General features: G+C 54.8%; 1 protein-coding gene. It reads left to right on the forward strand.

Annotated elements, in window-relative coordinates; genetic code table 11:
• The coding region (gene tuf, locus DYD21_RS20800; RefSeq protein ID WP_116038942.1) for an elongation factor Tu at positions 1–989 on the forward strand (989 nt) is incomplete at both ends.

Genomic DNA, 989 nt, shown 5'->3' on the forward strand with positions numbered 1-989 from the left:
ATGGCAAAGGAGACATTTCAACGTACCAAGCCGCACGTGAACATCGGAACGATTGGTCACGTGGATCACGGGAAAACAACCTTAACGGCAGCGATTACCACGGTGATGGCGAAGACCTACGGTGGAGTTGCCAAGCAGTTTGCAGATATTGACAATGCACCTGAAGAGCGGGAGCGTGGGATTACCATCGCCACGGCTCACGTGGAATATGAGACGGAAGATCGTCACTATGCCCACGTAGACTGCCCGGGTCACGCCGACTATGTGAAGAACATGGTAACGGGAGCGGCCCAGATGGACGGGGCGATTTTGGTGGTTGCGGCCACAGACGGCCCCATGCCACAGACCCGTGAGCACATTCTGCTTGCCCGCCAGGTAGGCGTGCCTCAGCTGGTTGTGTTTATGAACAAGGTGGACCTTGTGGATGATGAAGAGCTTCTGGAGCTGGTTGAGCTTGAAGTTCGCGAACTGCTGTCATCGTATGAGTTTGACGGGGACAACATTCCTGTAATCCAGGGAAGTGCCCTTGGCGCGCTGAACGGCGAAGAAGAGCATGAGAAAAGTATTGTTGAGCTGATGGACGCCGTGGATGACACCATCCCGACTCCTGAGCGTGATGTAGACAAGCCGTTCCTGATGCCGGTTGAGGATGTATTCTCAATTACCGGTCGCGGAACCGTAGCAACGGGCCGGATTGAGCGTGGAGTGATTGAGCTCAACGACGAGGTAGAGATTGTAGGGATTATTGAAGATCCGCTGAAGAGCGTGGTTACCGGGATTGAGATGTTCCGCCGCCTGCTGGACAGGGGAGAGGCTGGTGATAACGCCGGTATTCTGCTTCGAGGAATTAACAAGGAGCAGCTCGAGCGCGGCATGGTGCTGTGCAAGCCGGGAAGCATCAACCCACACAAGGAGTTTGAGTGTGAGGTGTATGTACTGAGCAAAGATGAAGGAGGCCGTCACACGCCGTTCTTCAAAGGCTATCGCCC

Origin of the sequence: Rhodohalobacter sp. SW132 (genome assembly GCF_003390325.1) — a bacterium.
Classification (GTDB): Bacteria; Bacteroidota; Rhodothermia; order Balneolales; family Balneolaceae; genus SW132.